Source organism: Nocardia sp. PLKS1-43 (assembly GCF_059510335.1).
The window spans coordinates 354875-379379 of sequence record NZ_JCAJZQ010000004.1; the positions used below are offsets into that span (position 1 = coordinate 354875).

A 24505-nucleotide genomic window follows, 5' to 3' on the forward strand; every position below is an offset into this window, starting at 1 on the left:
GCATTCTCTTTTTTGGCAAGTACCGTATTCACTGATGAACAACGAAGTGCAGACCTCGTCCGGTATCCCGCTCGAAGCGGTGTACGGACCGCAGGATCGGCGAGCCGATCCGCCCGCGCCGGGCGAGTATCCCTTCACGCGCGGGAATTTCGCCTCCGGCTATCGGGGGCGGCTGTGGACCTTCCGGCAGTACTCCGGATTCGGCACCGCCGAGGAGTCCAACCGGCGTTACCGCTATCTGCTCGAACAGGGCGGCACCGGGCTGTCGGTGGCACTGGACCTGCCGACCCAATGTGGTTACGACTCCGACGATCCCGAGGTGAGCGAGGAGGTCGGCCGGGTCGGCGTCGCCGTGGACACCCTCGCCGATGCCGAGATCCTGTTCGACGGAATCCCGTTGGACAAGATCTCCACCAGCTTCACCATCAACGGCACCGCCGCGATCCTGCTGGCGTTCTACGTCGCGGCCGCGGAGAAGAAGGGCGTGCCGCGCGAAAAGCTCACCGGCACGATCCAGAACGACATCCTCAAGGAGTACGCCTCGCGCGGCACCTGGATCTGGCCGCCCGAACCGTCGCTGCGGCTGATCGCGGACACCATCGAGTTCTGTGCCGCGCAGGTGCCGCGGTTCAACGCGATCTCGGTGGCGGGCGCGCACTTTCGCGATGCGGGCGCCACCGCGGTGCAGGAGATGGCGTTCACCCTCGCCGATGGCGTCACCTACTGCGACACCGTCGTCGAACGCGGGCGGATGAGCATCGATCAGTTCGCGCCGCAGGTCTCCTTCTTCTTCTACACGCACGGCGACTTCTTCGAGGAGATCGCGAAATACCGTGCGGGACGGCGACGCTGGGCCACCATCGTGCGCGAGCGGTACGGCGCGACCAAGGACAAGGCCTCGATGTTCCGGTTCGGCTGCGTCTCCGGCGGTGCGTCGCTGTACGCGCCGCAGGCACAGAACAATCTGGTCCGCATCGCCTACGAGGCGCTGGCCTCGGTGCTGGGCGGGGTGCAGTCGATGTTCACCGCGGCCTGGGACGAGCCGTTCGCGCTGCCCAGTGAGGAATCGGCGACCATGGCGCTGCGCACCCAGCAGATCCTGGCCTACGAGACCGGCGTGACCCGGGTCGCGGATCCGCTCGGCGGCTCGTACTTCGTCGAGGCGCTGACCGACGAGACCGAGGCGCGCATCGTCGAGATCATGGCCGATCTGGACCGGCACGGCGGGATGGTGCGCTGCATCGAGGACGGCTATCTGCAGGGGCTGATCGCAGACGAGGCGTACAAGGCGCATCAGCAGATCGAATCGGGCGAACGTCCGGTGGTCGGGGTGAACCGGTTCGTCTCCGACGAGCCCGCACCCGATATCGGCACCTACGAACTCGATGCGCAGGGGCGCGAGGTGCAGTTGCAGCGCCTGGCCAAGGTGAAGGCCGAACGGGATTCCGCCGCAGTGCGTTCCACCCTGACCGCACTGTCGCGCGCCGCGGAGGGAGACGAGAATCTGATGGACCGCCTGATCGACTGCGCCAACGCCTATTGCACGGTCGGGGAGATGACCGCCGCGCTGAAATCGGTGTGGGGCGAATTCCAGCAGCCGGTGGTGTTCTGATGACCGCGCGGGTACTGGTCGCCAAGCCGGGACTGGACGGACACGATCGCGGCGCGAAGATCGTCGCGCGCACGTTGCGCGATGCGGGATTCGAGGTGATCTACACCGGCATTCGCCAGCGCGTGGAGGACATCGTCTCGATCGCGTTGCAGGAGGACGTGGCCGTCGTGGGCCTGAGCATCCTGTCCGGTGCGCATCTGGCGTTGACCAAGCGGGTGGTGGACGCGCTGCGCGCCGCGGACGCCGGGGATATCGCCGTGGTGGTGGGCGGCACGATTCCGCAGGCGGATGTGTCGCGGCTGGCGGAGGCCGGGGCCGCGGCGGTATTCCCGACCGGTACGCCGCTGGAGGTCCTTGTCGCCGAGATCCGCAAACTGACCGGCACACCGGCGCCGTCCTGAACGCGTTGTCGGCGAATCGCGCTGTGAAAGTGCTTGGAACTGGAGGAAAATCGTGCGTATCGGAGTGATGATCGGCCCGGAGAAGGGCGATGCCGCGCGCAAGCTCGATCGGATGCTGGCCGATATCGAATGGGCGGAGTCCGCCGGCCTGGACACCGCGTGGATTCCGCAGATACCCACCGATTTCGACGCCATGATCACCGTCGCGCTGATGGGGCTGAAGACCTCGCGCATCGAATTGGGCACGGCCGTGGTGCCTTTGCAGGCGCAACACCCGATCGCTCTTGCGCGGCAGGCGCTCTCGGCACAGGCCGCGGCGGGCGGGCGGCTCGCACTCGGCGTGGGACCGTCGCATCACTGGATCGTGCGGGACATGCTGGGGCTGCCGTACGACAAGCCGGCCGCCTACACGCGCGACTACCTCGACGTGCTGAATCCCGCACTGGGCGGGCCAGGTTCGGTGGAGGTGGAGAACGAGACGTTCACCGTGCGCAATCCGCTGGATCTGGGGCCGGTGGCCCCGATACCCGTGCTGGTGGCCGCGCTGGGACCGGTGATGTTGCGCATCGCGGGGGAGCGTGCGGACGGCACCGTGCTGTGGATGGCCGACGAGCGCGCGATCGCCGACCACATCGCGCCGAAGATCACCAAGGCCGCCGCCGACGCGGGCCGCCCGGCTCCGCGCATCGTGGCGGGGCTGCCGGTGTGCCTGTGCCGTCCCGGTGAGGTGGATCAGGCCAAGGAACGGGCCAACCGCATCCTCGCCGAAGCGGAGGTCTCGCCGAACTATCAACGGCTGCTGGACCAGGGCGACGCCCGCGACGTCGGCGACATGTGCGTCGCGGGAGACGAGGCGGCGATCGTGGCGGGGCTGCGCCGGTACGCCGAGGCCGGGGCGACGGATGTGTCGGTGCGGCTGCTGCCGATCGGGGACACGCTCGACGAGTTGCGCGCCTCCAAGCGCCGCACCCGCGAGATGATCGCCGAGGTCGCGCGGGAGTTGCGTTAGTCCTTGCCCTGCAAGGGAATTCGGAACGCCGACCGGATCGCGCGTCGGCGGGGTTCGCGGAGAACGGGTGATGCAGATGCGACCGGATGAACGAGTGTCGCCGGAGCCGGACACGGCCGGCGGCGGGCCGCTGGCCGGTCTTCGGATCCTGGAGGTCGGCACCATGCTGGCCGGGCCTTACGCGACCATGATGCTGGCCGATCTCGGTGCGGAGGTGACCAAGCTGGAACCGGCCGCGGGGGAGATCTCCCGGCAGGTCGGCGACACTTATTTCGCCAGTCTCAATCGCGGCAAGCGCAGCCTGTGCATCGATCTGACCTCGCCCGGCGGACAGGAGCGGCTGGGTGAGCTGGCCGCGAAATCGCATGCGCTGCTGGTGAATCTGAAGCCCTCGGCGATCCGGCGGCTCGGGCTGACCTATGCAGCGCTGCGCCGGTGGAACGAGCGGATCGTATGCGTGGCGATCACCGGATTCGGCCTGGAGGGCGGCGACGACCCGGCCTTCGACTACGTCGTGCAGGCGTCGACCGGAATCGCGGCCATGACCGGTGACCCGGACGGCCCGCCCACATTGCCCGGATACTCCTCCGCGGACAATTCCACCGGCCTGACCGCCGCGCTGGGGCTGCTCGCGCAGATCGTCTCGGGCCGCGGCGGGCAGGTCGACGTCTCGCTCTACGACGTGATGCTCTCCCAGCTCAACTACCACGCCGCCGCCTACCTGGGCACCGGCGCCGAACCCCGGCGCCGTCCCTTCGGTGCGCACTCGTATTACGTTCCGGCGCAATTGTTCCCGACCGCCGAGGGGTATCTGGCGCTGTTCATCACGCACGACGGGTTCTGGAAGACCTTCGCCGCCGAGGCCGGAGTCGCCGGTTTCGAGACCATGGCCGAACGCGCCTCCCGTCGGGACGAGGTGCTGACCGCCGTCACCGCCGCTCTGGCCGCCGACACCGCTGCGGGGTGGCAGAACCGGCTGCGCCCCTTGGGAATTCCCGCGGCGGCGGTGCGCACTCTGCCCGAAGCGCTGGCCGCGACCCCGGAGGCGATCGTCACCGCGGGTGAATTCCGGCTGATCCGCAGTCCGATCAAGATCGCCGGATACGAACCCGAGTACGGCCCGCCCCCGGCTCTCGGCGAAGCCGGTCGCTGAAAGCCGGTCCCGTGCAACTGGATTCCGACACCAGCGAGCTGGTCCCGAATTGCCCGGTCCCACGGGTTGATTCGGGAGCGTCGACGCGCCATGGTGCGGAAGATGGAGCAATCCGGCGGCGCGACGGGTGAAACTCCCGGTACGCGCGAGGCCCCGCGGGCGGATCGGCTGGGATCCGCTTCGCGGGGCCGGGGCGGAGGGCGTTCGGCGGGTCTCACTCGTAGTCGACGGTGATGGAATCGGTGTCGGGGACCGCCTGGCAGGTCAGCACGTAGCCCTCTTCGAGTTCGTCGTCGGTGAGCGCGTTGTTCTGACGCAGCGTCGCGTGTCCCTTGGTGACCTTGGCCATGCAGGTGGCACAGTTTCCCGCCTCGCAGGAGAACGGCGGAGTGAGTCCGGCTCGGCGGGCGCTTTCGAGCAGGGTCTCGCCGTCGTTGCGGGGGACGGTCTTCTTCTTGCGGTTCAGGATGATGGTGACCGTGCCCTCGCTCGTGCCGGCGGGTTCGGCGGGTGCCGCCGCCGGGGCGGTCACGGTGTCGGGTGCTTCGTCGCCGGGCAGCACCGGCGCCGGGGCGCCGAACCGCTCACTGAAGATCAGGCCCGGTCCGGGCAGTGCCTTCTCGATCATCTCCATGAACGGTTCGGGTCCGCAGATGTAGCTGTCGGCTTCCCCGTCGGACCCGACGAACTCGGCGATCGCCTCGGGAGTGAGGAATCCGCTGTCGGAGTCCAGGTGCCGGATCACGCTGAGCCGTCCGGGATATCGCGCGGCCAGGTCGGCCAGCGCGGTGTCGAAGATCACCGACGCGCGATCGCGGTCCGCGCACAGCAGTCGCACTCGCCGGTCGGTGGTGGCCAGGGCGCTCTTGGTGAGCGACAGGACCGGGGTGATCCCGCTGCCGCCGGTGAATCCGAGCAGGGGCCAGGACGTCTCGCGCAGACAGAATCGGCCCGCGGCCTGGGACATCTCCAGTTCGTCGCCCTCGACGACGTTGTCGTGCAGCCAGTTCGAGACCGCGCCGCCGGGCACCCGCTTGACGGTGGTCATCAATTCGCCGTCGGTTTCCGGAGCGCTGGACATCGAGTACGAGCGGAACAGGGCCCGGCCGTCCACATTCACCCGGAACGTGCAGAACTGCCCGGCACGGTACGTGATCGGCCCATCGTGCGGGGCCAGCACGAAGGTGCGCGCGTCCGCGCTCTCCTTGCTGATCCTGGTGACGGTCGCGCGCTGGAACATCGGTGGTCTCGCCATGAACTACCCTCCTCTGGTATTAAGATTCTAGTATAGAGAGAATTAGATTCTCATCAATGAGATTGGATGGTCGCGATGGTGTCGTGCACCACTCAGGAGTCGTCGTGAGCCCGCCTGGCGACGCCGCGACGGGCCGCGCCGATCCGGTCGTGCTGGCCTTCGAGGGTCGCGAGTACTCCCGGACGGAGCTGGACCGCCTCGCCGCGGGCCTGGCGGCCGAACTGGCCGATCGCGGCGTGCGGCGGGGCGACCGGGTCGCGCTGATGTCCTCCAATCGACCGGAATTCGTGGTGGCCGTGCTCGGACTGTGGCAGCTCGGCGCGACGGTGGTGCTGATCAGCCCGGCGTGGAAAGGCACCGAGATCGACCATGCCCTGGCACTGACCGAACCCGTTCTCGGCGTGGGCGATTCACCGTTGCTCGGGCAGGCGGTGCCGATGCGGCACCTGGACGAGCCGATCATCCCGCGCCCGTATTCGGCCGCCCGGCCCGACCCGGAGTCCGATGCGGTGCTCGTCTTCAGTTCCGGCACAACGGGTATGCCCAAGGCCGTGCGGCATACGCACGCCTCGATGGCCGCGGCCGTGCGGCACTGGATCGACGTGCTCGAGCTGGATTCCACCGACCGCCTGCAGATCCTCACCCCGCCCTCGCACATCCTGGGCCTGCTGAACATCGTCACGGTGCTGCGGGCCGGGGCCTGGATGCGGCTGCACCGGCGCTTCGACCTCGACCGCATGCTGAGCTGTATCGCCGAGGACCGGATCACCATCGAAATGGCCGTGGCCCCCATCGCTCTGGCGTTGGCCGCCCACCCCGGACTCGAGTCCTACGACCTGTCCTCGCTGCGCTACATCATGTGGGGTGCGACGCCGGTGGCACCCGGTGTCGCCGAAACCGTCACCGCCCGAACGGGTGTGCCCTGGTTGCCCGCTTACGGGGCCAGCGAGTTGCCGGTCATCGCGTGCAGTCCGATCGGCGGGACGCGCCTGGACAGCGTGGGCAAGGCCGCGCCGGGCGTGCGGATGCGGGTGATCTCACTGGAGACCCGAGAACCGCTGGGCCCGGGGGAGATCGGCGAACTACAGGCGCGCGCCCCCTCGCTCATGGCCGGATATCTCCCCGGCGAGGCGACCGCGAGCGCGTTCGACGACGGCTGGTATCGCACCGGCGACGTCGGCAGTATCGACGCCGAGGGCTGGATCCGGCTCACCGACCGGTCCAAGGAGATGATCAAGGTGCGCGGCTTCCAGGTCGCGCCCGCCGAGATCGAGGCCGTCCTGCACGCGCATCCGGCGGTGGCCGACTGCGCGGTGTTCGGGGTGGCCGACCGGGCCGACGGAGAGGCGATCGTCGCGGCCGTCGCCCGCGCCGGCGAGGTCACCGCCGGCGAACTCGCCGCGCTGGTCGCGGACCGCCTCGCCGGGTACAAGCGGCTGCGCCGCGTGGTCTTCGTATCCGAGATCCCCCGGCTGCCGTCGGGCAAGGTGTTGCGCCGAATTCTCAAGGAGCAGTATGGACGTCAGATACACGAGTGAACAGCGGCAACTGCGGGACGCGGCCGCCAAGCTGGCCGATGACCTGGGGCCGGGTTCGGTTCTGGGACTGGATGATTCGGCCCGTGTGCGCAGGCTGGAGGCGACGGTCGCGCAGACCGGCTGGCGTGCGTTGCGCACCGACGGGGCCAGCGGTGTCGAGGTGGCGATCGTCGCCGAGGAGTTCGGGCGCGGCCTGGTCGACGTGCCGTTCCTCGGTCCGATACTGGCCGATGACCTGCTACGATCCGAGGACGCGGCCGTGCGCTGGACCGTGGCCGTCGACGATCGGGCCATCGATGCGCGCGATGCCGGCCGGGTGCTGATCGTGGACGGGTCCCGGCTGCTGGCCGCGGGCGTCGGCGAGGATTCGCCCGGTGCGGACCTGACCCGGCACGACGCGTCGATCAGCGGCGACCCGGAGCCGCTCGGCGAACTCGACGACGACCGGATCGGCCGCTGGCATGCGCTGGCGCTCACCGCGACCAGCGCGGATCTGGTCGGATGTGCGCGCGGCGCCCAGGCTCTCGCGGTCGACTACGCGAAAGTGCGTGAGCAGTACGGCAATACGATCGGCTCCTATCAGGCCGTGGCACATCTGCTCGCGGAGAGCCAGGCGCTGATCGAGGGATCGATCAGCGTGCTGCGACACGCGGCATGGGCGGTGGATGAACTCACCTCCGACGAGGCCGTCCGGGCCGGGCAGATCGCCCAGTTGTACTGCGCACGGGCCGCGCACACGGTGTGCGAGACGGCCATTCAGGTGCACGGCGGTATCGGCAACACCTGGGAATGCCTGGCGCACGTCTATCTGCGGCGCGCGCTGACCTCGGCGGAACTGTTCACCGTGCGGCTGGAGGAGATCGACTGTGGCCTTACCTGATTCCCGCACCAAGCGGCATTGTTCCCGCTGGGCAGGGAAGGGGGCGACCGGGGGCATCGGTGATCGGCCCGACGAGCCGGTGCTGGTCGCCGGATGTCCGCAGGAGGACGGAAGGCGGCCTCGACGATCGCCCTCGCGGCGGGATCGTTCCCGGTCAGCCCGAAGGAGATCGGCGGTGAGCTTCGGACATCGGCCCGATGAGACGGACCTGTTTCCCGTACACGTCAAGGAGATCGACAGTGGACTTTCGTGATTCACCCGAAGAAGCCGAATTCCGCGCGCGCCTGCGCGATTGGCTGGCAGAGACCGCCGGCCGCTTCCCGACCTCGGGCGACGAGTACTGGGCGCGGCAGGGCGAATGGCATCAGGCCCTGTACGCGGCGGGCTTCTTCGGGGTGACCTGGCCGCGAGAATTCGGCGGGCAGGAGTTGCCGCCGGTCTACGACGTGATCCTGGACGAGGAACTGGCGATCGCCGGAGCGCCGCCGCGCCCGAGCCTGGGTTATCTGGTGCAGGGCCTGGGCCGGCACGGCAGCAAGGAATTACAGCAGCGCTTCCTGCCCGGGATGATCAACGGGACCGAACGCTGGTGCCAGGGTTTCAGCGAACCGGGCGCGGGCTCGGATCTGGCCTCGCTGACGACCACCGCCACCCGCGAGGGCGACCACTACGTCATCCACGGGCACAAGATCTGGACCAGCTACTCCGACGTCGCGGACTGGTGTCTGCTGCTGGCCCGCACCGATGCGGATGTGCCTCGGCACAAGGGGATTTCGGGATTCATCATCTCGATGCACCAGCCGGGTGTGGAACAGCGGCCGCTGAAGATGATCAGCGGCGTCACCCGTGAGTTCGGGCAGGTGCGTTTCGACGGCGCGACGGTGCCCGCCGATCAGCTCGTCGGTGAACCGGGTGACGGCTGGAAGCTCGCCATGACGGTGGTCGGGCACGAACGCGAACCCTCCACCCTGGGTTTCGCCGCGCGGTACGGAAAGCTGGTGCGCCAGTTGGCCTCCCGCGTGGACGGCCCGCCACCCGCCGAACTCGCCTGGGCGGCAGTGCAGACCGAGATGCTGCGGCTGCACGTGCGGCGCAGGCTCTCCGAACAACTCGACGGGGTCACCCACGGTCCGGACGGATCGTTGGACAAACTCCTCATGACCTGGGTCGATCAATCCGTCGGGCACGCCGCGCTGCGGGTGGGCGGCAGCCGCGATCCGGAACTGCTCGGCTCGTACCTGTACAGCCGGGCGCAGAGCGTCATGGGCGGGACCTCGCAGATTCAGAAGAACATCATCGCCGCACGCATCCTGGGATTGGGAGTTTGACATGTACGACATGCCCGCCGAAATCGACGTCCGCGCCGAGGGGCCGGTCCGGATCATCACGTTGAACCGCCCCGGTGCGCTCAACGCCGTCAACGATGCGCTGCATTCGGGACTGGCCCGGCTCTGGCCGCAGCTCGGCGCCGATCCCACCGCGCGAGTGGCCGTATTGACCGGCGCCGGCCGCGCATTCTCCGCGGGCGGGGATTTCGCCTATCTCGACGAGTTGAGCAACGACCGTGCGCTGCGCGCGAAATCCATCGCCGACGGCCGCGACATCGTGCTCGGCATGGCGCGCTGCCGGATTCCGGTGATCGCCGCGGTGAACGGGCCGGCCGTCGGATTGGGTTGCAGCCTGGTCGCTTTGAGCGATCTGGTCTACATCGCCGAAACCGCGTACCTGGCCGATCCGCACGTGCAGGTCGGTCTGGTCGCCGCCGACGGCGGCCCACTCACCTGGCCGCTGCACACCAGCATGCTGCTGGCCAAGGAGTACGCCATCACCGGCGCCCGGATTTCCGCCGAGAAGGCGCGTGAGATGGGCCTGGCCAACCACGTCGTCGCCGATCCGGTCGCCGAGGCCCTGGCCTGTGCTCAGCGCATCCTCGAACTGCCGCAGCAGGCGGTGGAGAGCACCAAACGCCTGTTCAACATGCAGCTCGAGCACACGGTGCTGCAAACTCTCGATTTCGCGCTCACCGCGGAGGATCTCACGTTCCAGAGCGAGGATTTCCGGGCCAATATCGCCAGGCTCACCGCTGCCAAGCGCTGAGGTGCGCCGGTCGGTGGCCCGGCGGTTCGCAGTCGCCGAGAGGCAGTGCTGATCGATGTGCGCGGATTCGCGTCAGTCCATGCCGCGCTTGCCGGGTGTCCAGAACGGCTTGGTGACCACCGACCGCCGAGGCCAACGCCGTTCGCGGACAAGGTATCCGGAGATCATCTGGATGGTCCGCGCCTCGCCGGCGAGATAGGCGACGCCCGGTTCGTCCGGCAGGTCGATGGCGCGGACCGCGTCGAGCAGGGTTTGCGACCGGGCGGCCGAGGCGGGGCCGCGCAGCGGGCGGGTCAGGGCCACGGCGCGGTGCAGCGGGAGGCGATCGGCCTCGGTGGCGGTTTCGACCGCACCGTAGACCGGGATGTGGCCGGGGACCGCGCGCAGCATCGGCCCGAAGGCGGCCGAGGCGGTCTCCTCTCCGGCGAACAGGTGATACGGCGCGTCGGGCCGGAGGGTGAAAGTGCCCTCCGGGCCGCGGAAGCGAACGGCGAGACCGGGTGTCGCCTCCCGGCCCCAGGCCGCGCCGGGGCCGTCGCCGTGGTCCAGCACGCAGATGTGTATCTCGGCGGCGTCGGGATCGTAATGCCACACCGAATAGGTGCGCAGATCGCCGATCCGGCCCATGATGCCTTCGGCCTCCGGATCGCCGGTCGCGATCCGGATCTGCTGTCCCGGAGACCAATTCAGGCCGCGCAGGGTCGGTCCGCCGATGCGGATGCGGCGCATGCGCGCGGCGATCTGCTCGGTCTCGAGGACCTGGCCCTCCAGGAAGAAGCGGTCCATCAGGCGGTTCCGCAGGCCGCGGGGCGAGCCGGTCGGCGGATTCGGCTCGGCGATGGTCGTGTGCGCGGGAGTGTCGTTGTGCGCCATGGGAATACCTTCGTATCGGGAGATTCGATCACTCGGTGCGGCGGCCGCGACGCCGCTGCTGATGATGAGCCCGGTGGGCCTGCTTGATGTCGGTCTTCAGCTGCCGGAGCTCGCCGGTGGCCTCGGTCAGGACCGCCCGGACCCGGTCGACGACTTCCGGGTCGCCGTGTGAGTGCACGATCACCGAGACCGCGGTCTTGAACAGACGCAGTGCGGGGCCGACGATCTCGGCGGCGTCGGGATCGCGGAACATGCCCCACTCGCCGCGTTCGGTGGCGCGGTCCCAGATCTGTTCCACGGTCTCGCCGTGTGCGTCCACCTCGGTGCGGCCCGCGGCGGTGATGTGAAAAACCTTTCTGCCGCTGTCGATTTCGAGCGCAGTCAGACCCTCGTCCTCCAACTGCTGGAGGGTGGGGTAGACCGCGCCCGCGCTCGGGCGATACGCGCCGCGACAGCGATCCTCGAGCCGGGACATCAGCTCGTAGCCGTGGCCGGGCTGCTCGGCGATGAGCGCGAGCAGGGCCAGCCGCAGTTCGCCGGGGCCGAAGAAGCGCCCCGGCCCCGGGCCGATGCCGCCTGGAATAGGAGGTCGTCGTGGACTCACGCTCTCAAGCTATATCGTAAGATATAGCGAAAGCAAGACCTTCGATTCGGCGGGCCGCTGTTCACAGGCGCGAGAATGATGTTTACATTTATTGAGAATGTAGTTTCCAAGCGTTCGATCCCGTTGTGTCGCAAAGGGTTCCGATGAGGAGGAGCCGTGATGCAGATACGGTCGGGCCAGGTCGCCGTCATCACCGGCGGCGCCATGCTCGGAGTCATCCACGGCGTCAAGGCTTTCGCGCCGCTGCTGATCGCCCGGGGCGCCGGACACATCCTCAACACCGCCTCTTCCGGCGGCCTGACCCCGCTCCCGGACCGCACCCCCTACACCGGCACGATGCACGCGGTGGTCGGTCTCACCGAAACCCTGGATCTGAAACTGAAACGGGCATCACCCAATCTGGGCGCGACCGTCCTGTGTCCCGGGCTGGTGGACACCCCGCTCGGCCGGAACTCGGCCACCCTCGGCGCGATCACACCCCCACCCGCCGACGCCCCCGCCCCCTCGATGCGCACCCTGGCCGCAGCCCGCGGCGGAATCCTCTCTCCCCGAGAGGTAGCCGAGGCTGCGCTCACAGCAGTGGAACAGGGGCGCGTCCATGCCGCGCCCGGCGCAGGCGTCGCCGGTCGAGCCCAGGCTCGGGTGGACGCGTTGCTCGCAGATCTGGCAGCCGGCAGCCACTAGCTCCGGGGGCATGTCTCGCAAGACCCACTGCGGCCGACGCTTCGACAGTGGCCACGAGCTTGCGACGCCGCGGCGGTCGGGCCGGCGCCGACGCGCACATGGTGCCGATTGCGAATTGACCATGGGCAGTGAGCATTACGGCCGTCCGTAGTGTGGGACGTCGCGCCCCGACCGAATCGGCGCTCAGCTCAGCGTCGTGATGATGTGCGGTAGGTCCAGCGTGGTGCGGATGCCGGGCTCGGCGGCACACACCGCGGGGACGGCGTTCACCGCGCGGTTGGCGGTGTAGGCGGGGGAGATCTCGGCCATGCGCTCGAGCGGCACCGGGAAGTGCAGCGTGACCTCGAGCGGGGCGTCGCCTTCCATCGAGACGTGCCAGCCGGTGTCGTGCAGGTCCCAGGCGGGTTCGATGTCCTTGCCGCAGTACCAGGTGGCGCGGAAGCTCAGCAGCGGTCGGCCGCCGACCATGCCGGTGATCGTGGTGCGTTGTGCCGCAACGGTTCCCTGCTCGATCGTGCCCGCGGCGATGCCGAACGTCTCGCGCGCGGTGGCGACCTCGCCGTGTGCGGTGAGCGAGTCCACCGGCAGGTTCAGCGCGTCGCCGACCAGACGCAGCGACGGGCCGAAGCTCGCGGCGAGGTATTCGGCTCGGGCGGGATCGAATTCGGTCGGCGGGCGGCCGAAGCCCATGATGTCGAACAGCATGGCCGCCGAATCCCGTCGGGACAGATCGGCGTATTCGTCGATCGCCAGGCGGTCCAAGCGGCGTTGTATCGAGGACAGCACGAGCGGTACGGCCTCGCTGATGAATCCGGGACTGCTCCCGGTGCTGTGCACCGAGGACCGGCCCAGTCCGCAGGCGTGTTGAACCTGGTGGCGCAGTGCGGGATCCATACTCGCGGGATGGTGGAAGGCCCCGCAGGTCGTCACCACGTTCGCGCCGGCGGTGAGCAGGCGGACCACGGTGTCACCGTCGAAGACCAGCGGCATGTAGAGCACGCAGTCCGCGTCCAGATCGACGATGCGCTCGATGTCGTCGGTCGCGAGAACGCCGGTCGGCGGCAGACCGCACAATTCACCCGCATCCCGCCCGGCCTTGTCGGGTGAGTGCACCAGCAGGCCGACGAGTTCCAGATCGGGATGCTCGATCACACCGCGCAGTGCGCGGGTGCCGATCGTGCCGGTCGCCCACTGCACCACCCGGTACCGGGGCTTGTTTGCCTCACGATGAGAAGTGTTGCGCGACTGCGTGTTCGGACCCACGATTCACTTCACCGCCGACTCGGTGCCGGATTGCGGAAAGCGCACCATGGCCTCCTGTGCGTAGGAGGCGACCAGTTGTCCGTCCTCGGTGAGCACGTCGCCGCGACCGAAACACCGGCCGCCGGACATGATCGGGCTGTCCTGGCGCAGCAGCAGCCATTCGTCGGTGCGGAACGGCCGGTGGAACCACAGGCTGTGCGAGGTCACCGCCGAACGGAAGGCAGTTCCGTTGCCGCTCTGGCGGATTCCCTCCAGCGGACGCAGCGCGGTGCCGATCAGATTCAGGTCGGTGGCGTAGGCCAGGATCGCCGGGGCAAATTCCGGGGCGACCCGCGGCGTGCGCATCCAGAACTCGAATTCCGGTGGCCCGGAAGCGGAATCGTCCAGATCCGCGGCCGCGCGGGTCTCCCACGGCAGCAGGCCCCACTCCACCTTGTGCTCGTCGCCGAGCACCGCGGTGGCCGGCGGCACGCTCTGCCGCTGCGGCCCGTCCTCGGGCGCGTGCAGCGAGATCGAGGCGGTGGCCGCGACACCGGAGTCCTGTTCGGCGACGATGCTCACCGTGGCGAACGAACGGCCCTCGTGGTGGCGGCGCACCCGGTAGCGGATCGGCTCGTCGGTGCGACCCTCCCGCGCGAACAGCGCGTGCACCGATTTGACCGACTTGTGCGGACAGCTCAGCGCGGCCGCGCGGACGAACTGACCCAGCAACTGCCCGCCGAAGACGCGGTAGTACTCCAGCTGCTGGTTGGCGCCCTCGAAGACGGCCTCGTCGTCCAGGGACGACCGGGTCGACAGTTCGAGGCAGGCGAGAAGATCACTCCACAGGTCGGGCATACACCCGAGTGTAAGTGAAACTCTCGAAGATTGAGAATAAGATTCTCACTTGCGGGCGAAGCCGTGCGCGCAGAAGCTCCATACCTCGGCGGCGCTGATCGGGTGCGTGGTCTCCTCGTCGGTGCCGCCGTTGGACTGCGCGGTGAACATGACCGTCTGCATCACCATGGCCGCTACCCGGCGCGGATTGGCGTCGCCGCGCAGTTGCTTGGCCTCCTGTGCCTGTTCCATCAGCTCGGTGAACAGCGCGAGCACCGGTGCGTGCGCGACCTTGACCTGAGAGGGATGCGAAACCAGCAGCTGCGGCGCGAAATCGGTGAACAGCGGTCGCTGGGCATTCGGATCGGGACGGCACAGCTCGTACAGCAGCTCGACGGTGACCTGCAGCCGCTCCAGCGGTTCGCTCTTGGCATCCGCGGCCGCGCGCAACTGGTCTGCCGTGCGGTTCAGCGCATCCTCGAACAACGCCAGCAGCAGTTCGTGTTTGCCGTCGAACTGCAGATAGAAGCTGCGCAGCGACTGGCGGGAGCGGTCCACGACCTCCTGGACGGTGAAGTCGGTGGTGCCCTTCTCGGTGATGATGGCCTGGGCGGCATCCAGGAACCGCTGCACGCGCTGCTCGGCGCGCAACTTGGCGGTGCGCAGCGAACGCTCGACGGCGCGCTGCTTCCAGGCGGGCTCTTCGCTGGGGCTGCTCACGACTGCACCTCGGCGTGGGATGTCCACGGCTGGGTCGTCGGTGCGCTCGCAGACTGACTCACGGGCTCACTGCTCCTCGGTTATGTGAAGAGAACATGAATGCACTGTACCGGAGAACGTATTTCCATCGGGTTGCTGGGTGGCGTGTTCTTCGACATGGTGGAGACTATTACTTCCACTGAAGGAGAATGTTATTCTCACTCGAGAAGGATGATGGCAACCGTGGCGGCCGGGCGTGGCTCGTGCCGCCGCGCTGCCCGGGAAACTCTGCCGGCAAGGAGGCTGTCCGCGATGCTTTTGGAGTTCGACTCCGACCAGCGGCTGTGGCACGACACGGTGCGCGAGGTGCTGGCCAAACAGTGCCCGCCGGCGCTGATTCGGGAGATCGCCGACAAGGGGGCCGACAGTGATGCGCTGTGGCGCAACTACATCGGCCACGGGTGGACCGAGCTGACCGATCCGGCCGCCGCGGTCGAGCTGGGCATCTTGCTCGAAGAACTGGGATACGCGACGGATCCGACGCCCTATCTGGCCACGCTGACCCACTTCGCGCCGCTGGCACCGGAATTCGCGCGGCCGGAGATCTCCGGAACCGCGATTCACCATGGCGTCAACGCCTTTCGCGACGCCGGGGGCTGGGTGCTCACCGGGACCGCGCGGCATGTGCTGGACGGTGATCGCGCCGAGCAGTTCGCGGTGGTGACCGATGCGGGGGTGTTCGTGGTGCCCGCCGCCGAGGTACAGGCCCGCCGCAGCATGGTGTTCGATCCGGTGCTGCACATCGGTGAGGTGAGTCTGGCCGGTGTGCGGGTGCGGGAGGAGAACTACCTGCGCTCCGACACCGAGCGCGCCCGCCACGTGGCGTTGACCGGGATGGCGCTGACCATGGTCGGCGCCTGCCGCCGGGTCCTTGACCTGGTGCTGGACCATGTGCGCACCCGCGAGCAGTTCGGCGTGCCGATCGGCTCGTTCCAGGCGGTCAAGCACAAGGCCGCCGATATGCACATCGCCATCGAAAGGGCCCGCGCCCTGGCCTATTTCGCGGCGCTGACCATTCGCGAGGACGACCCGCGCCGGCGCATCGCCGCGGCCATGGCCAAGGCGGCCGCGGGGGAGTGCCAGGAGTTGGTGTTCCGCCACGGGATGCAGCTGTTCGGCGCGATGAGTTTCACCTGGGAGAACGACCTGCAGTTCGCGCTCAAACGGGCCAAGTCCGGCGAGCTGCTGCTCGGCGGCGCCGCCGAGCATCGCGCACTGATCGCCGAGGAGTACCGTGCAACTGACTTTTGATCCCGAGGTCGAGGAATTCCGGGCCGAATTCGCCGCCTTCCTCGCCGACAACCTGCCCGGCGAGGCGGTCGCGGCCGCCGATCGGCCGATCTCGAGTGCCGAGGTCCCGCCCTGGGCGCGCGAGTGGCAGCGACTGCTGTTCGACAACGGCTGGCTGCTGCCCGGCAACCCGCCCGAGTTCGGTGGCCGAAATGCCGGAATCCTGCAGCAGTACGTGCATTTGCAGGAGCTCTCGCACCGCCGCATCTACCCGAGCTTCAACCCGCAGGGGCTGGGCATCATCGCCGCCTCGCTGCTGTCCTTCGGCACCGAGGAGCAGAAGATCCGTTGGGCGCGAAGGATTCTGCGCGCGGAGATCACCGCGGCGCTGGGCATGAGCGAACCGGGGGCGGGCTCGGACCTGGCCGGGCTGCGCACCCGCGCGGTGCGTGACGGGGATGATTTCGTGGTCAACGGGCAGAAGGTGTGGACCTCGGGCGCGCACGACGCCGACGTGCTGCTCACCTTCGTCCGCACCGATCCGGAGGCGCCGAAGCACAAGGGAATCAGCGTGCTGCTGATCCCCACCGATTCGCCCGGACTGACCCGGCGGCCGTTCGCCTCCATCTGCGGTCCGCACGATCTGGACTTCAACGAGGTCTTCTTCGAGAACGTCCGGGTGCCCGCGGAGAATCTGGTCGGCCCGCTGAACGGCGGCTGGGGTGTGGCCAACGGTTCGCTCGGGCACGAACGCACCTTGCTGTGGCTCAGTTTCGCCGATCGGCTGCAGGACCTGCTCGAGGACTTCCGGCCAGTAACGGTGCTGGACCGGGACCGGTACGCGACGCTCGCGATGGACAATCAGGCGCTGCGGCTGCTGGGTTCGGCGGCGCTGGCCCGCGAGGCGCGGGGTGAACAGGACGTGGCCTCGCTGTCGGTGCTCAAACTGCTCGGCTCGGAGGCGGTGCAGAGTGCGGCCGATTCGGCCTTGTACGCCAAGGGAATCGACGGACTGGACCATCCGGCGATGACCGCGCCGTTCACTCCGCTCAACAACGACAATATGGTCAGCAGCTGGTTCGAGCGGTATGTGCGCAGTTTCGCCGGAACGATCGCCGGCGGCACCTCGGAAATTCAGCGCAATATTGTGGCCGAGCGCGTACTCGGCCTCCCCCGATAGGTGAGGAGCCCGATTTGTTGATCCGCTACGAGGTCGCCGACAAGGTCGCGACCATAACCCTGAATCGCCCCGAGGTCGCGAATGCGCAGAACCCGGAGCTGCTCGACGAACTCGATCAGGCCTGGACCCGCGCGGCGGCCGATGAGGACGTGACGGTGATCGTATTGCGGGGCGAGGGCAAACATTTCTCCTCCGGGCACGATCTGCGCGGCGGCGGGAAATGGCCGGACAAGATCACGCTCGACATGATCTACACGACCGAGGCGCGCCGCTATCTGGAATATTCGCTGCGCTGGCGCAATGTACCCAAACCGTCGATCGCGGCGGTGCAGGGGCGGTGCATCTCCGGCGGGCTGCTGCTGTGCTGGCCGTGTGATCTGATCGTGGCGTCCGAGGACGCGCTGTTCTCCGACCCGGTGGTGCTGATGGGCATCGGTGGGGTCGAATATCACGGTCACACTTGGGAATTGGGCCCGCGCAAGGCCAAGGAGATCCTGTTCACCGGACGTCCGGTCACCGCGCGGGAGGCCGAGCAGGTGGGCATGGTGAACAAGGTGGTGCCGCGCGAGTCGCTGGACGCCGAGACCACCGAGCTGGCCCGGCACATCGCCACGATGCCGCCGTTCGGGCTGCGCCAGGCCAAGCGCGCGGTGAATCAGACTCTCGACATCCAGGGTTTCTACGCGGCCATTCAAACGGTGTTCGACATCCATCAGACCGGTCACGGCAATGCGCTGAGCCATACCGGTCTGCCGATTCTCGCGCATCTGGCCGAGATGAAGGAGAAGTTGAAATAGCCGGAATTATTTTCGGCGGAATCGGGAGATTCGCACACGCCGGACGGATATCTGGCTAGCATGACTGCTGTCGGTATTCCACTCGAATTCACCGGCAGTGCTCCGCACATTGAATTCCGCCGAAGCACCCGCGGTGGAATATCGCCATCCAGAAATTCCTTCCGGAAAGAAATATACCCATGCGCGATACCCTTTTCCGCCGGACCGCGATCTGTGCCGTCCTGGTGACCGTCGGCGCCTCCGTGCTGGCGGGCTGCGGCTCGTCGAACAGCGATACGAGCAAATCGACCACGGCAGCGGCCGCAACCTCCGCGGCGGCGACCACGTCCAGTGCCGGGGCCAAGGCCGACGCCGCGACCACCCAGGCGATCACCGAGGTCTTCACGAAGTTCTTCGACGCCAAGACCTCCGCCGCGGACAAGGCCAGCCTGGTGGAGAAGGGCGATGCGTTCGCGCCGGTGTTGCAAGCTCAGGCGAGCAACCCGCAGGCGCAGGGCACCTCGGCCTCGGTGCAGGCCGTTGCCCTCGACGACCCCGCCCACGCCACGGTGACGTACACGATCCTCATGGGCGGAAGTCCGGTGTTGCCCAACCAGTCCGGCAAAGCGGTGCAGGACGCCGGCAAGTGGAAGGTCGCCGCGGCCACCTTCTGCCAACTGATGACGTTGCAGGGCGGCAAGTCCGCCGCGTGCGGCTGAGTCGTAGTCCGGCACACGAGCAGTGCGGGCCGGTGCTGATCGCACCGGCCCGCACTGCTGCTGCGACCCGGGTTGCGCTACAGCTGCGCCAATCGGGGCGCGGATCCCTGCGCCCGGATTCGCGCACCGGCCTCGCGGGTCAATTCCCTTGTGCTGCCCAGCAATCCGTCCAGCACCAGGACGCGCCGGATATGCCCCTGCAACTCGTGTTCGGCGGTGAACCCGATTCCGCCGAGCGTCTGCTGACAGTGCTTCGCGGCCAGCAGTGCCGCCCGGCCCGCGGCCGCTTTGGCCAGCAGTGCGCCGAACTCGTCGTCGGCGGTGCTCAGCGTCGCCTCGGCCCCCTCGAGCGCGACGAGCGTTTCGGCCAGCCGGTGCCGGATCGCTTGGAAGGAAGCGACCGGCCGCCCGAACTGCTTGCGGTCCAGGGCATGTCGTCGTGCCAGGGCCAGCATGGTGCGGCCGCTGCCGATCAGCCACCAGGCCAGTGCCCGGCGTCCCGGGCCGAGCGGGATGTCCGCACCCCGTGCCGCCGGGTGCAACGGCAGATCCTCGTCGACCGTGCCGCCGGGCTCGTCCGTGCGCTCCCAGACCACCCACGATCCACCGGCGAACGGCAGCCCCACGGTGCCGCCCAACGGGTTTCCGGAAGCCTGCGCGAGCACGTCGTTGAGCACCGGTGCATGCGCCCCGGTCTCCCCGAGCAGCCGGAACACCAGAGGTATTGCGATATCGGGCATTTCGGCGAGCATCTCCGCCCACCCCAGCTCAGCCAGCGCACGATCGAGTGCGGCTCCCGAGGCGGAGCCCATCGCCTTGCTCAAACTCTCGGCAATCAGCTCGATCTCTGCGGAATCGGTGTCGGTCATCGGGACTTTCCTTCCTCGGCGCGCGAAAACCTGGCCGCCGGTCCGCATATCCGCCACACGCGGGAACTCGCACAGTGAACCGAGGAGTTCCGCGGTGCGGCCCACGAATTTCGGGCTGCTGTCCGAAGCGTGCGCAAGTGCGGCTCTCGTGGTCCGACGTCTGTGAGCAGCACGGCGGATATCGCTGGGTTCTGTTGTGCCACCGGGCCTTTCCGGAGGCGGTCGCCGCAGTGACCGGGGTTCGTGTGCTGTCCGGCCGGTCCAGCGCGCATGCCTATTCCTTCCCCAGATCCAGCAGCCGCCGGGCGACGATATTGCGCTGGATCTCGGCGGTGCCGCCGTAGATGGTGGCGGCGCGGGAATAGAGGAATTCGGTGCGCCACGAGGAGTCATGTAGTTCGACCGCGCCGGGCAGCAGATCGCGGGCGGTGTCGAACAGTTGCTGTTCGGCCGTGGCCAGCAGGATCTTGTCGACGGAGGTCTCGGGGCCGAGCGACGCACCGGATGCCAAGCGCCGCTGGGTATCCCGCGACCGGCAGCGGATGGTGTGCAGCGCCAGATAGGCCGAGCCGAGTTCGGCGTCGTCGGGAATCGCGGTCTGCTCGAGTACCCGGTCCAATCGCGTGAACAGGTGCGCGATCCGATGCCAGAAGCAGGTCGAGCGTTCGTACGGGAGCAGATCCATCGCGACGCGCCAGCCGTCGCCGGGACGTCCCAGCATCCGGTCGGCGGGGATGCGGACGTCGTCGAAGTACACCTCGGCGAACTCGTCCACGCCGTGCATCGTGCGCAGCGGGCGCACGGTGACGCCCGGGGTGTCCATGTCCAGGAAGAAGGCGGTGATCCCGTCATGACCGGGTGCGGTCCGGGTGAGCAGGACGCAGCGCGCCGCGTACTGGGCCAGACTGGTCCACACCTTCTGCCCGTTGACCACCCAATGATCGCCGTCCGGAACGGCTTTCGTGCTCAGCGAGGCCAGATCACTGCCCGAACCCGGTTCGGAGAACCCCTGGCACCACTGCTCGCGGCCCGACAGCAGCCGCGGCACCATCTCCGCGGCCAGTTCGGGGCGGGCGTAGGAGATCATCGTCGGCGCGAGCACCTCGACCATCGAATAGTTCCCCGGTTCGGCCAGGTCGCGCGTGGCGACCTCCTCCCCGAGAATCGCCCGGAGTACGGCGGGCCCGCCGAGCCCCCCGACCTCGGCCGGCCACCCGTACCGCATCCACCCCGCGTCGTACAACGCACGGCGCACCCGGCACAACTGCTCGAGCTCGGCGTCGAGCGAGTGGCCGGGGCCGAGCGTGTGGCCGGGGCCGGGGGTGAGATCGTTCTCGTCGAGCCAGGTGCGCACTCCGGCGCGAAACTCGTTGATATCCATAATGTTCAGACTCTTTCGAGAGCTGCCGGGAGCTGCGATGGCACGGTTGCCCGACCGGCGGACTGCTGCCCGCACGCCTGCGAATGCGTGCGGGCAGCCGGAGCAGGATCGCCGCTGGGGCGCGTCTCGGGCGGCCGGGGCGTCCACGACCCGTCCGCCCTCGCCGGCCTCATTGCCGGGTGCGCTCGAAGGCGTGCGGGATTCCCGAATCGTGATTGCCGTTGCGGCGGATGAACGTCATCCGCCGCGTCCGCAACCGCCAGCCGTCCTCGGTGCGCACGAGCGTGTCGCTGTAGTAACCGATCCGCATGTCGTGCGTGCTGTGATCGATGAAGCACAGTGGCTGGGTGCCGGTGGCGGTATCACCGTCGATGTCGAGAAGCGGTGTGCCCGTGAGGAAAAGGCCCTTGGGCGCGGCGGCCACCAGTTCCGGGAACAGGTCCAGGGTGTAGGTGTCGCCGAAGGCGCTGTAGCTGCCGTCGGGGGTGAACACCGAGACCACGCCGTCGATGTCGCCCTGGGTGATGGTCACCGCGTACCGGGCCAGCAACTGCTGGATGTCGAGGAGATCCTCGTAGCGCGAGGGTTTATCGCTGGACAAAGACCTTGCCGCCTTTCATCACGAACCGCACGTCCTGGGTGACGGTGATGTCCTGGATCGGGTCGCCGGGCACGGCGATGATGTCGGCCAGCATCCCCTCGGCCAGCCGGCCGCGGTCCTCGGCGTCGATGAGGTCCGCGGCGTTCACGGTCGCCGCGCGCACGACGTCCAGCGGATCGAGCCCGCGCGAGACCAGCGCGACGAGTTCGTCGGCGTTCTTGCCGTGCGGAATCGCGGGCGCGTCGGTGCCGACCGCGATCCGCACGCCCGCCTTGTAGGCGGCCAGAACCGAACTGCGCGCCTTCGGAAACATCTCGGCCGCTTTGGCTTTGAGCGCGTCGTCGGCGCGCGAGAGGTCCATCGCGTCGGCCAGGCGGGTGGTGGGCACCAGCCAGGTGTTGTGCTCGACCATCATGTCGATGGTCTCGTCGTCGATGAGGAATCCGTGTTCGATGCAGTCGATTCCGCAGTCGACCGCGTGCCGGACCGCCTCCGCGCCGTGCGTGTGCGCGGCGACCTTGAGCCCGCGCCGATGCGCCTCGTCCACGATGGCGCGCAGTTCCTCATCCGAATAGTGTTGTGCGCCAGGCGCTCCGGTGAGCGACATGACGCCGCCGGAGACGCAGATCTTGATCAGCTGTGCGCCGTACTTGATCTGGTACCGCACCGCCTTGCGCACCTCGTCCACGCCGTTGGCGATGCCCTCCTCGAGGGTCAGCTTCAGCACGTCGGGGGCGAAGGCGGAGAACATGGTCGGGTCCAGATGTCCGCCCAGTGGGGTGATGGCATGTCCGGCCGGCACGATGCGGGGCCCATCGATCCAGCCGCGGTCGATCGCCTTACCCAGTGCGACGTCGAGCAGATAACCGCCGGTCTTGACGAACAGGCCCAGGTTGCGCACGGTGGTGAACCCCGCGCGCAGCGTGCGGCGGGCGTTGCCCACCGCACGCAGCATCCGCAGTGCGGGATCGTCTGTCACACTCGAGGACAGGCCGGTCTCCCCGCGACCGCCCATCAGCAGATTGACCTCCATGTCCATCAGCCCGGGCAGCAGCACGACATCGCCGAGGTCCAGGACCTCGCCACGCGCCGGGCCGCCCAGCCCGACGATGCGATCGCCGTCGACGTGCACGACGCCGGGCCGGATGATCTCGCCGGTGTCGATGTCGAGCAGACCGGCCGCTTGGAGTGTGAGCATGGCCTACACCACCGGCTCGGCGATCACATCGAGATAGGCCGCGCCGGAATCCGGCACGCGAGGCTGCTTCCACACCTCGACCGGGAAGGACACCATCACCAGCGATTGCAGCAGGTGGAACAGGTGACGCTGCTCGTCGGGCAGGTCGTTCCAATCGAATTTCTCGATGTGGTCCAGCGCCTCCTGCAACCGCGGGAAGACCGTCTCGTAGACGTCCTGCATCTCCTCCATGGAGGAGGCCAGGCGTTTGGCGTAGCGCTCGGGCTCGGTCGCCAGAATCCAGTCCGAAAACCGTTGCAGGTCGGCGAATTCGGCGGGCAGGGTCTTGGTCTCAGCTGGCTGCGCGGGCATTGCGGTACTCCTTCACGATGTTCTGGACGGTGATGTGCAGGTGGCGCAGCAGCACCTCCTGGTCGTTCAGCGGGAATTCGGTGATCGCACCGGTTTCGAGCATGGTCTGGGTCGCCTCGAGAGTGTTGGCGTCCTGCAGCGCGTACTCCTTGAAGGTCACCCCGGCCAGTTCCTGACGCAGCCGCTCCCGGGCGTTCTTCGGCGGCACGAAGTACAGGTTCGCCTCGAAGATGTGCTTGTTCACCGCGGTCGGCCAGTAGTGGTAGGTCAGGTACCAGCCCGGCGCCCAGATCAGGATGCCGAAGTTCGGGAAGACCTCGAATTCGTCCACGCCCCAGGCCTTGTGGCCCGCGGGGTTGATACCCGAGGGCAGCGGGTCCAGGCCCTCGATGTCGGGGCGGTCCCACGGTCCGAACAGGCCGCTGCGCAGCTCCCGCTCGATCGGCTTGACCATGTTCGGGTCCTTCGGCGGGGCCATGCCGCCCCACGAGGAGACCATCGAGTGCGGAGTCCAGCATTCGTAGTGCAGCGCCTCGAAGCCGACTTCGAGCAGTTTGTCGGCCTCGTCCTTGACCGCCTGCTTCATGTGCAGCACCGGCGCGTGGTAGAACTCGGCGAACGCGTCGATGAACAGCTTCCAGTTGGCGCCGATCTCCGCGCGGTAGCTGTAGACCTCGGTCATCTCGTGGAAGGGGTAGCCCTCCAGGCCTTTCGCCCACGCGCCGAGGTAGTCCTCGAGCGGCTGGGCGTTGTCGTCGAGGTTGATGAAGATGAACCCTTCCCACACCTCGCAGCGCACCGATTTGAGCCCGAACTTGCTCTTGTCGATGTCGAAGAATTCCTTCTCCTGCTGGACGAAGGTGGCCTCGCCCTCGAGGCTGTACCGCCAGGCGTGGTACTTGCAGGTGAACTGGCGGCAGACGCCGGCGGTCTCCTCGCCCGGGTAGTCCTCCCAGACCAGCTTGTTACCGCGGTGGCGGCAGATGTTGTAGTACGCGCGGATCTGCTTGTCGTGATCCTTGACCACAACGAAAGAGGCGTTCACGCAAGCGAGTTCGCGGGTGAAGTAGCTGCCCACCTTCGGCAGCCGCTCGACCCGGCCGACGTTGAGCCAGCTCTTCTTGAAGATCGCCTCCTGCTCGTCGGCGTAGAAGGCCGGGTCGGTGGAGTCGGTGAAATCGACCACCTCGGTACCCAGTTCGGGGTAATTCTCCGTCCAGCTGCCGGCAGCCGGTTTTGTGAAGTGTGGCAAGGGA

General features: G+C 67.9%; 25 protein-coding genes. 13 read left to right on the forward strand and 12 right to left on the reverse strand.

The window, feature by feature from the left end; all coding sequences use genetic code 11:
• Positions 1-34 precede the first annotated feature (34 nt).
• From AC5WS7_RS17205 to AC5WS7_RS17220, 4 genes are all read left to right on the forward strand, one after another.
• Entirely contained in the window at positions 35-1612 is a 1578-nt protein-coding gene (locus tag AC5WS7_RS17205) for a methylmalonyl-CoA mutase family protein (protein WP_495955494.1), read from the forward strand.
• Positions 1612-2013, forward strand: coding sequence for a cobalamin B12-binding domain-containing protein (locus tag AC5WS7_RS17210; protein WP_495955495.1), 402 nt, complete (start codon positions 1612-1614; stop codon positions 2011-2013). Before AC5WS7_RS17205 ends, AC5WS7_RS17210 begins: the two co-directional genes overlap by 1 nt.
• Positions 2014-2065: 52 nt before the next feature.
• On the forward strand, positions 2066-3022 hold the full coding sequence (locus AC5WS7_RS17215; protein WP_495955496.1) for an LLM class F420-dependent oxidoreductase: 957 nt from the start codon (positions 2066-2068) through the stop codon (positions 3020-3022).
• A 76-nt stretch (positions 3023-3098) separates the two neighbouring features.
• Positions 3099-4175 (forward strand): CaiB/BaiF CoA transferase family protein, encoded by a 1077-nt coding sequence (locus tag AC5WS7_RS17220; RefSeq protein ID WP_495955937.1) that lies wholly within the window; start codon positions 3099-3101, stop codon positions 4173-4175.
• A gap of 214 nt (positions 4176-4389) precedes the next feature.
• Here AC5WS7_RS17220 and AC5WS7_RS17225 read toward each other — a convergent pair whose 3' ends face one another.
• Positions 4390-5430 carry a 2Fe-2S iron-sulfur cluster-binding protein gene (locus AC5WS7_RS17225; protein ID WP_495955497.1) on the reverse strand — a complete coding sequence of 347 codons (1041 nt, stop codon included), beginning with the start codon at positions 5428-5430 and terminating at the stop codon, positions 4390-4392.
• 104 nt (positions 5431-5534) lie between these two features.
• On the opposite strand from AC5WS7_RS17225, the gene AC5WS7_RS17230 reads away from it, so the two are divergent.
• The 4 genes from AC5WS7_RS17230 (at position 5535) to AC5WS7_RS17245 (ending at position 9945) form a co-directional block, all read left to right on the forward strand.
• Positions 5535-6968, forward strand: a complete 1434-nt coding sequence (locus AC5WS7_RS17230; RefSeq protein WP_495955498.1) for a class I adenylate-forming enzyme family protein — start codon at positions 5535-5537, stop codon at positions 6966-6968.
• Positions 6946-7848: an acyl-CoA dehydrogenase family protein gene (locus tag AC5WS7_RS17235; RefSeq protein ID WP_495955499.1), complete on the forward strand. Its 903-nt coding sequence runs from the start codon at positions 6946-6948 to the stop codon at positions 7846-7848. The genes AC5WS7_RS17230 and AC5WS7_RS17235 overlap by 23 nt, the downstream gene beginning before the upstream one ends.
• Positions 7849-8087: 239 nt before the next feature.
• Positions 8088-9176, forward strand: coding sequence for an acyl-CoA dehydrogenase family protein (locus tag AC5WS7_RS17240; RefSeq protein WP_495955500.1), 1089 nt, complete (start codon positions 8088-8090; stop codon positions 9174-9176).
• Between the two features lies 1 nt (position 9177).
• Complete coding sequence (locus AC5WS7_RS17245; RefSeq protein ID WP_495955501.1) at positions 9178-9945, forward strand: enoyl-CoA hydratase/isomerase family protein; 768 nt, start codon at positions 9178-9180, stop codon at positions 9943-9945.
• A gap of 72 nt (positions 9946-10017) precedes the next feature.
• Here the strand turns inward: AC5WS7_RS17245 and AC5WS7_RS17250 are convergent, their stop codons facing one another.
• Positions 10018-10818, reverse strand: coding sequence for a siderophore-interacting protein (locus AC5WS7_RS17250; protein ID WP_495955502.1), 801 nt, complete (start codon positions 10816-10818; stop codon positions 10018-10020).
• Between the two features lie 28 nt (positions 10819-10846).
• Positions 10847-11422 carry a PadR family transcriptional regulator gene (locus AC5WS7_RS17255; protein ID WP_495955503.1) on the reverse strand — a complete coding sequence of 192 codons (576 nt, stop codon included), beginning with the start codon at positions 11420-11422 and terminating at the stop codon, positions 10847-10849.
• A gap of 159 nt (positions 11423-11581) precedes the next feature.
• Here AC5WS7_RS17255 and AC5WS7_RS17260 point away from each other — a divergent pair, with 159 nt between their 5' ends.
• Entirely contained in the window at positions 11582-12106 is a 525-nt protein-coding gene (locus tag AC5WS7_RS17260) for an SDR family NAD(P)-dependent oxidoreductase (protein WP_495955504.1), read from the forward strand.
• Between the two features lie 183 nt (positions 12107-12289).
• Here the strand turns inward: AC5WS7_RS17260 and AC5WS7_RS17265 are convergent, their stop codons facing one another.
• The 3 genes from AC5WS7_RS17265 to AC5WS7_RS17275 form a co-directional block, all read right to left on the reverse strand.
• Positions 12290-13303, reverse strand: coding sequence for an NAD(P)H-dependent amine dehydrogenase family protein (locus AC5WS7_RS17265; protein ID WP_495955505.1), 1014 nt, complete (start codon positions 13301-13303; stop codon positions 12290-12292).
• A gap of 69 nt (positions 13304-13372) precedes the next feature.
• On the reverse strand, positions 13373-14206 hold the full coding sequence (locus AC5WS7_RS17270; RefSeq protein ID WP_495955506.1) for an acyl-CoA thioesterase: 834 nt from the start codon (positions 14204-14206) through the stop codon (positions 13373-13375).
• A gap of 45 nt (positions 14207-14251) precedes the next feature.
• Positions 14252-14905 carry a TetR/AcrR family transcriptional regulator gene (locus AC5WS7_RS17275; RefSeq protein ID WP_495955507.1) on the reverse strand — a complete coding sequence of 218 codons (654 nt, stop codon included), beginning with the start codon at positions 14903-14905 and terminating at the stop codon, positions 14252-14254.
• A 291-nt stretch (positions 14906-15196) separates the two neighbouring features.
• On the opposite strand from AC5WS7_RS17275, the gene AC5WS7_RS17280 reads away from it, so the two are divergent.
• From AC5WS7_RS17280 to AC5WS7_RS17295, 4 genes are all read left to right on the forward strand, one after another.
• Positions 15197-16195 carry an acyl-CoA dehydrogenase family protein gene (locus AC5WS7_RS17280; RefSeq protein ID WP_495955508.1) on the forward strand — a complete coding sequence of 333 codons (999 nt, stop codon included), beginning with the start codon at positions 15197-15199 and terminating at the stop codon, positions 16193-16195.
• Entirely contained in the window at positions 16179-17354 is a 1176-nt protein-coding gene (locus AC5WS7_RS17285; RefSeq protein ID WP_495955509.1) for an acyl-CoA dehydrogenase family protein, read from the forward strand. Before AC5WS7_RS17280 ends, AC5WS7_RS17285 begins: the two co-directional genes overlap by 17 nt.
• Positions 17355-17368: 14 nt before the next feature.
• Positions 17369-18151 carry an enoyl-CoA hydratase gene (locus tag AC5WS7_RS17290; RefSeq protein WP_495955510.1) on the forward strand — a complete coding sequence of 261 codons (783 nt, stop codon included), beginning with the start codon at positions 17369-17371 and terminating at the stop codon, positions 18149-18151.
• Between the two features lie 179 nt (positions 18152-18330).
• Entirely contained in the window at positions 18331-18849 is a 519-nt protein-coding gene (locus AC5WS7_RS17295; protein WP_495955511.1) for an MTB12 C-terminal domain-containing protein, read from the forward strand.
• 77 nt (positions 18850-18926) lie between these two features.
• On the opposite strand, the gene AC5WS7_RS17300 is transcribed toward AC5WS7_RS17295, so the two are convergent.
• The 6 genes from AC5WS7_RS17300 to AC5WS7_RS17325 form a co-directional block, all read right to left on the reverse strand.
• Positions 18927-19718 carry an acyl-CoA dehydrogenase family protein gene (locus tag AC5WS7_RS17300; protein WP_495955512.1) on the reverse strand — a complete coding sequence of 264 codons (792 nt, stop codon included), beginning with the start codon at positions 19716-19718 and terminating at the stop codon, positions 18927-18929.
• A gap of 274 nt (positions 19719-19992) precedes the next feature.
• The gene (locus AC5WS7_RS17305; protein ID WP_495955513.1) at positions 19993-21099 is read right to left on the reverse strand and encodes an acyl-CoA dehydrogenase family protein; all 1107 of its coding nucleotides are present in this window, start codon (positions 21097-21099) and stop codon (positions 19993-19995) included.
• A 169-nt stretch (positions 21100-21268) separates the two neighbouring features.
• Positions 21269-21700 (reverse strand): nuclear transport factor 2 family protein, encoded by a 432-nt coding sequence (locus tag AC5WS7_RS17310; protein ID WP_495955514.1) that lies wholly within the window; start codon positions 21698-21700, stop codon positions 21269-21271.
• On the reverse strand, positions 21687-22898 hold the full coding sequence (locus tag AC5WS7_RS17315; protein WP_495955515.1) for a metal-dependent hydrolase family protein: 1212 nt from the start codon (positions 22896-22898) through the stop codon (positions 21687-21689). Before AC5WS7_RS17315 ends, AC5WS7_RS17310 begins: the two co-directional genes overlap by 14 nt.
• 3 nt (positions 22899-22901) lie before the next feature.
• Complete coding sequence (locus AC5WS7_RS17320; protein ID WP_495955516.1) at positions 22902-23249, reverse strand: hypothetical protein; 348 nt, start codon at positions 23247-23249, stop codon at positions 22902-22904.
• The gene (locus AC5WS7_RS17325) at positions 23230-24501 is read right to left on the reverse strand and encodes an aromatic ring-hydroxylating oxygenase subunit alpha (RefSeq protein WP_495955517.1); all 1272 of its coding nucleotides are present in this window, start codon (positions 24499-24501) and stop codon (positions 23230-23232) included. Before AC5WS7_RS17325 ends, AC5WS7_RS17320 begins: the two co-directional genes overlap by 20 nt.
• Positions 24502-24505 lie beyond the last annotated feature (4 nt).